The organism is Nostoc sp. UCD121 (assembly GCF_014222285.1).
Lineage (GTDB): Bacteria > Cyanobacteriota > Cyanobacteriia > Cyanobacteriales > Nostocaceae > Nostoc.
In genome coordinates, this window is record NZ_JACKZS010000600.1 from 1 (window position 1) to 251 (window position 251).

Sequence of the window (251 nt, forward strand, 5' to 3'; positions counted from 1 at the left end):
TAAAAAGAAAGATAATCGTTTAATTTCACATCCTTTATTGAATAATGATCAGGATTGTACGTTTGTATGATAACTTGTCCTTCTTTTTCATGACGACCTGCGCGTCCAGATACCTGAGTTAAAAGTTGGTATGTTCGTTCACTGGCACGAAAGTCAGGTAAGTTTAACATAGTGTCAGCATTGAGCACACCAACTAGAGTAATGTTAGGATAATCCAAACCTTTAGCAATCATTTGCGTACCTAATAAGAT

Annotated in this window: 1 protein-coding gene; it reads right to left on the bottom strand. The window is 35.9% G+C overall.

Going from position 1 to position 251, the window contains the following annotated elements:
- Window positions 1-233 (bottom strand): hypothetical protein (locus GNF10_RS39630; protein WP_221644729.1); only part of this gene is annotated, 233 nt, incomplete at its 3' end.
- Between the last annotated feature and the right edge of the window lie 18 nt (window positions 234-251).